This window comes from Thalassiella azotivora, assembly GCF_054781695.1.
On sequence record NZ_BAAGTX010000030.1, the window covers coordinates 36500 to 42832 of the forward strand.

A 6333-nucleotide genomic window follows, 5' to 3' on the forward strand; every position below is an offset into this window, starting at 1 on the left:
GAGGTCGGGATGTGGCGGGCCGGGCTGGTCGGGCGAGGACTCAGGGCAGGAGGAGCCGCCGGCCGTCGGTGCCGGTGTCGACCCGGACGTCGGCGTGCTCGGCCGGGTGCTCGGTGGCGAGGTACCGCTCCTCCTGGGCCGCCCAACGGTCCCAGTGCGGCCGGTAGCCGTCGCCGTCGCGGTCCATCGCCCGGCGGTGGCGGACGGCGGTCGGCGCCGTCAGCCAGAGCAGCGTCGTCAGGTACGGCCGGCAGGCCGCCGCGCCGCACCCGACCCCCTCGACGACGAGGACGTCGCCCACCGGCACCGTGCGCACCTCGCCCGGCACGTCGCGGGCCCAGTCCCAGCGCCTGAACGCGGGGGTGCGTCCGGTGCGCAGGGGCTCCAGCACGCCGTCGACCAGCAGCGGCACGGCCGCGTCCAGGCCGTCCCAGCCCGGGTACAGCTCGTCCATCCGCACCAGCGGGGCCCCTGCGCGCCGGGCCAGCTCCAGGGCGAGCGTCGTCTTCCCGGCCCCGCTGCGACCGTCGACGGCCACGACCCGCGTCCGCCCCGCGCGCGGGTGGGTGCGCGCCGCGCCGCCCAGCAGGACGTCGAGGTCCAGCTCCGTCCCCGGGGGACCGACGTCCAGCACGGGCAGGAGCCTACGGGCCGGGCGGCGGCGACCGGCGACGGTGGCGGCGCGAGGACCGGCTCGCACGGAAGGGTCTGCCAGGCTGGGCGGCCGAGCACCGGCGAACCCTGCCGGTGATCGCGTCCGCGCCCCGTCGGAGGATCACCCCATGTCGCACAGCGCAGGCCCCCTCGCCGGAACCGTCGTCGTCGACCTGACCCGGGCCCTCGCGGGTCCGCACGCCGGGATGATGCTCGCCGACCTCGGCGCCCGCGTGATCAAGGTCGAGACCCCCGGCACCGGCGACGACACCCGCGGCTGGGGACCGCCCTTCGTCACCCCCGAGGGCGCCGACGACGCCGAGGCGGTCGCGACGTACTTCCTGTCGTGCAACCGCAACAAGGAGTCCGTCGCCCTGGACCTCAAGTCCGACCAGGGCCGCGCCACCCTGGAGGCGCTGGTGCGCCGCGCGGACGTGCTGATGGAGAACTTCCGCACCGGCGTGATGGACCGGCTGGGCTTCTCCACGGCCCGCCTGGCCGAGCTGAACCCGCGCCTGGTCGTGCTGTCCGTCAGCGGCTTCGGGCACGACGGCCCGGAGGGCGGGCGGCCCGGGTACGACCAGATCGCCCAGGGCGAGGCGGGCCTGATGTCCCTGACCGGGTCCGGGCCGGACGACCCGCAGCGCGTCGGCGTCCCGATCGGCGACCTGCTCGCCGGCATGTACGGCGCGTACGGCGTCCTCGCCGCGCTGCTGGAGCGGGAGCGGACCGGCCGGGGGCAGGTCGTGCGGACGTCGCTGCTGGCGGCGATCGTCGGTGTCCACGCCTTCCAGGGGACGCGGTGGACCGTGGCGAACGAGGTGCCTCGCGCCCAGGGCAACCACCACCCGTCGATCGCCCCGTACGGGCTGTTCCGCTGCCGCGACGGCGCGGTGCAGATCTCCGTGGGCAGCGAGTCGCTGTGGCAGCGGTTCTGCGCGGCGTTCGGGGTCGACCCGCAGACCCCGGGCCTGGCGACCAACCGGGAGCGGGTCGCCGCCCGGGAGCGGGTGATCGAGGTCGTCGAGCAGGCGTTCGCCGCCCACGACGCCGAGCCGCTGCTGGCCCGGCTCGCGGAGGTCGGCATCCCGGCCGGCAAGGTCCGCACCCTCGACGAGGTGTACGCGTGGGACCAGACCCGGTCGCAGGGTCTGCTGGTCGACGTGGAGCACCCCACCCTCGGGCGCATCCAGCTGCCCGGCCCGCCGCTGCGGTTCTTCGACGCGGGTCCGGACGGCGAGCAGGAGACCACGAGGACGGCGCACACCGCACCGCCGCTGCTGGACGCCGACGCCGACGCCGTGCGCCGTTGGCTCGCGCAGGACGGTGGTGACGCGTGAGCGGCACCCGGCTGTCGGCCACCGACCTGCTCGACCTGTGCCTGGACGACGGCTCGTTCCGCTCCTGGGACGAACCGCCGGTGCAGGTGCCGGCGGGTGAGCGGTACGCCGCCGAGCTCGCCGCCGCACGCGAGAAGACGGGCCTGGACGAGTCCGTGGTCACCGGTGAGGGCCGCATCCGGGGCCGCCGGGTGGCCGTGGTCGCCTGCGAGTTCGGTTTCCTCGCCGGGTCGATCGGCGTCGCCGCGGCCGAGCGGCTGGTGTCCGCGGTCGAGCGCGCAACGGCCGAGGGCCTGCCGCTGCTGGCCGCCCCGGTCTCCGGTGGCACGAGGATGCAGGAGGGCACCGTCGCCTTCCTGCAGATGGTGAAGATCTCCGCGGCGGTCGCCGCGCACAAGGCGGCCGGGCTGCCCTACCTGGTGTACCTGCGCCACCCCACGACCGGTGGGGTGCTCGCGTCGTGGGGGTCCCTCGGGCACGTCACCGTCGCCGAGCCGGGTGCGCTCATCGGGTTCCTCGGCCCGCGCGTGTACGAGATGCTCCACGGCCAGCCGTTCCCCGAGGGCGTGCAGGTCGCCGAGAACCTGCACGCCAAGGGCCTCGTGGACGCCGTCCTGCCGCCCGAGGCGCTCGCCGAGGTCGTGCACCGGGCCCTGAACGTCCTGCTCGCCCCGACCGAGGGCCTGCCGGACGTGCCGGAGGTGCCGAAGGAGCCGCTGCGCGACGTGCCGGCGTGGGAGTCGATCACGATCTCCCGGCGGGTCGACCGCCCCGGGGTGCGCCGGCTGCTGCGCTACGCCGCCACGGACGTGGTGCCGCTCAACGGCACCGGCGAGGGTGAGGCGGACCCGGGTCTGCTGCTGGCGTTCGCCCGGTTCGGCGGCGCGCCGTGCGTCGTCCTGGGCCAGGACCGCCGCGGCCAGACCGCGGACCAGCCGATGGGCCCGGCCGCGCTGCGCGAGGCCCGCCGCGGGATGCGCCTGGCCCGCGAGCTGCGGCTGCCCCTGGTGACGGTCATCGACACCCCGGGCGCGGCGCTGTCGAAGGAGGCCGAGGAGGGCGGCATGGCGGGGGAGATCGCGCGCTGCCTGGCCGAGCTCGTCACCCTCGAGGCGCCCACCGTGTCGGTGCTCGTCGGCCAGGGCACGGGCGGGGGAGCGCTCGCCCTGGTCCCGGCGGACCGCGTCGTGGCGGCCGAGCACGCCTGGTTGTCCCCGCTGCCGCCGGAGGGGGCGAGCGCGATCGTGCACCGCGACACCGAGCACGCGCCGCAGATGGCGGCGGAGCAGGGCGTGCGCTCGCGGGACCTGCTGGCCAACGGGGTCGTCGACCGCGTCGTGGCCGAGCACCCCGACGCCGCCGACGAGCCGGAGGAGTTCTGCCGCCGGGTGGGCCAGGTGCTGCAGCGCGAGCTGGTCCTGCTCCTGCAGGCGGACCCGGACCAGCGGTGGCGGGGCCGGATCGACAGGTACCGGCGGCTCGGCCTGTCCTGACCCGGCGGTGACGTGGCGCGCGACGCGGCGCAGGTTGCCAAAGGTCCGGGGGGATCGACGGCAACCACAGCCCAAGCCGGGTGTGGTGCAGGTCGCCTAGCGTCGCAGCCATGCGGGTCCTGATCGCCCTGGGTGGCAACGCGATGACGTCGGCCGACGGCTCTGCCCGTCCCGAGGACCAGGTGGCCGCGGTCCGCGCCGCCGCCGGTGAGGTGGCGCGGCTCGCCGCGGCCGGCCACGAGGTGGTCCTCACCCACGGCAACGGGCCGCAGGTCGGCAACCTGCTCGTCAAGAACGAGCTGTCCGCGGCCGTCGTCCCGCCCGTGCCGCTCGACTGGTGCGGCGCGCAGACGCAGGGGACGATCGGCTTCATCCTCCTCGACGCCCTGGACGACGCGCTGCGCGAGGCCGGTGTGGACCAGCGGCCCGCGGCCCTCGTCAGCCGCACCCTCGTCGACGCCGCCGACCCCGGCTTCACCCGGCCCACCAAGCCGATCGGCCGGTACCTGCCCGAGGCCGAGGCGAAGGTCATGGTCGAGCACGGCCAGACCTGGGAGGACCGCGGTGAGCGGGGCTGGCGGCGCGTCGTCGCGAGCCCCGAGCCGCTGGAGTGCGTCGACGCCCCCGCGGTGTCGACGCTGCTCGGGGCGGGCTTCCTCGTCGTCGCCGGCGGTGGCGGCGGCATCCCCGTGGTGCGTGACGCCGACGGGTCGCTGAGCGGCGTCGAGGCCGTCATCGACAAGGACCTCGGCGCCGTCCTGCTGGCCCGCGCAGTCGACGCCGACGCGCTGGTCGTCGCCACCGACGTCGACCACGCCGTCGCGTCGTGGGGGACCCCCGACGCCCGCCCGATCGGCCGGACCACGCCCACCGAGCTGCGGGGTCTGGCCGACGAAGGGCACTTCGCCTCGGGCTCGATGGGCCCGAAGGTCGATGCCGTCTGCCGCTTCGTCGAGGGCGGCGGCTCGCTGGCGGTCATCACGTCGCTGACCCGCATCGACGAGGCCGTGAAGGGCGACGTCGGCACCGCCGTCCACCCCGACTGAGAGCCCGACTGAGAGCCCGACCGCCAGCCCGACCGACGGCCCCACCGGACGCACCGAGACCACGAACAGCCGCACGACCCCACAGGAGGAACGACGTGAGCCAGACCACCCCCCAGCCGATCGAGGTCCGCAAGGTCCCCATCCTCAACGTCTCCGACGCCTCGGGCCTGGCCGAGCTCATCGACTCCGGCGTCATGGACGCGGACCGCGTCATCGCCGTGATCGGCAAGACCGAGGGCAACGGCGGCGTGAACGACTACACCCGCATCATCGCCGACCGGGCGTTCCGCGAGGTGCTCGTCGAGAAGGGCACCCGCTCGGCCGAGGAGGTCAAGCAGGTCCCGATCGTGTGGTCCGGCGGCACCGACGGCGTCATCTCGCCCCACGCCACCGTCTTCGCCACCGTCGACCCGGCGTCGGTGGACGAGGCGAGCAAGGCCGAGCAGCGCCTCACCGTCGGGTTCGCGATGAGCGACACCCTCGCGCCGGAGGACATCGGGCGCGTCGCGATGGTCGAGAAGGTCGCGGACGCCGTGAAGGTCGCCATGGAGCGCGCCGGGATCACCGACCCCGCGGACGTGCACTACGTGCAGACCAAGACCCCGCTGCTGACGATCCACACGATCCGCGACGCGAAGTCGCGCGGCAAGACGGTCTGGACCGAGCACACCCACGAGTCGATGGACCTGTCCAACGGCTGCACCGCCCTGGGCATCGCCGTGGCGCTCGGTGAGATCGACATGCCGAAGGACGAGGACGTCATGCACGACCGCGAGCTGTACTCCGCAGTGGCCTCCTGCTCCTCCGGTGTCGAGCTCGACCAGGCGCAGGTCGTCGTCGTCGGCAACGCCACCGGCGTGGGCGGCCGCTACCGCATCGGCCACTCGGTGATGCGCGACGCGCTGGACGCCGACGGCATCTGGGAGGCCATCAAGGACGCCGGCCTCGACCTGCCCGAGCGCCCGCGCAGCAGCGACCTGGACGGCCGCCTGGTCAACGTCTTCCTCAAGTGCGAGGCGAGCCAGGACGGCACCGTGCGCGGTCGGCGCAACGCGATGCTGGACGACTCCGACGTCCACTGGCACCGCCAGATCAAGGCGGCCGTCGGCGGGGTCACCGCGTCCGTGACCGGCGACCCGGCCGTCTTCGTGTCGGTGTCCGCCGCCCACCAGGGCCCCGAGGGCGGCGGTCCCGTCGCCGCCATCGTCGACCTCGGCGAGGGCGAGCCGACCGGCTACCGCGCCCCGGCGGCCCCGCAGGCCTGATCTGCGGCCCCACCAGGACCACGAGGCGGCCCGGTGACCACCCCAGGGTGGTTCACCGGGCCGCCTCGCGTCCCCCGTAGGCTCCTGCCGTGAGCCTCGCCGTCCGCGTCATCCCCTGCCTCGACGTCGACGCGGGCCGCGTCGTCAAGGGCGTGAACTTCGAGAACCTCGTGGACGCCGGTGACCCGGTCGAGCTCGCGCGCCGCTACGACGCGGAGGGTGCCGACGAGCTGACCTTCCTCGACGTGACCGCGTCCTCGGCCGCCCGGGACACGACGTACGACGTGGTGGCGCGCACCGCGGAGCAGGTCTTCATCCCGCTGACCGTCGGCGGCGGGGTGCGGACGGTGGACGACGTGGACCGGCTGCTGCGTGCCGGCGCCGACAAGGTCGGCGTCAACACCGCGGCGATCGCCCGTCCCGAGCTCGTCGCCGAGGTCGCCGACCGGTTCGGCGCGCAGGTGCTCGTCGTGTCCCTGGACGTGCGCCGCTGCGCGGAGGGCACCAGCACCGACTCGGGGTTCGAGGTGACCAC

The 6333-nt window shown here is 75.1% G+C and carries 6 protein-coding genes; 5 read left to right on the forward strand and 1 reads right to left on the reverse strand.

Features of this window, described 5'->3' with window-relative positions; translation table 11 throughout:
* Window positions 1–40 precede the first annotated feature (40 nt).
* Window positions 41–634, reverse strand: coding sequence for a nucleoside/nucleotide kinase family protein (locus tag ACYVQV_RS17280; protein ID WP_461024561.1), 594 nt, complete (start codon window positions 632–634; stop codon window positions 41–43).
* Between the two features lie 148 nt (window positions 635–782).
* Here ACYVQV_RS17280 and ACYVQV_RS17285 point away from each other — a divergent pair, with 148 nt between their 5' ends.
* The 5 genes from ACYVQV_RS17285 to hisF form a co-directional block, all read left to right on the forward strand.
* Window positions 783–1994, forward strand: coding sequence for a CaiB/BaiF CoA transferase family protein (locus ACYVQV_RS17285; RefSeq protein ID WP_461024562.1), 1212 nt, complete (start codon window positions 783–785; stop codon window positions 1992–1994).
* Window positions 1991–3487: a carboxyl transferase domain-containing protein gene (locus tag ACYVQV_RS17290; RefSeq protein ID WP_461024563.1), complete on the forward strand. Its 1497-nt coding sequence runs from the start codon at window positions 1991–1993 to the stop codon at window positions 3485–3487. Before ACYVQV_RS17285 ends, ACYVQV_RS17290 begins: the two co-directional genes overlap by 4 nt.
* 110 nt (window positions 3488–3597) lie before the next feature.
* The gene (locus tag ACYVQV_RS17295; protein WP_461024564.1) at window positions 3598–4533 is read left to right on the forward strand and encodes a carbamate kinase; all 936 of its coding nucleotides are present in this window, start codon (window positions 3598–3600) and stop codon (window positions 4531–4533) included.
* Between the two features lie 95 nt (window positions 4534–4628).
* Window positions 4629–5798 (forward strand): barbiturase, encoded by a 1170-nt coding sequence (gene bar / locus ACYVQV_RS17300; protein ID WP_461024565.1) that lies wholly within the window; start codon window positions 4629–4631, stop codon window positions 5796–5798.
* A gap of 89 nt (window positions 5799–5887) precedes the next feature.
* The coding region (hisF, locus tag ACYVQV_RS17305) for an imidazole glycerol phosphate synthase subunit HisF (protein WP_461024566.1) at window positions 5888–6333 on the forward strand (446 nt) is incomplete at its 3' end.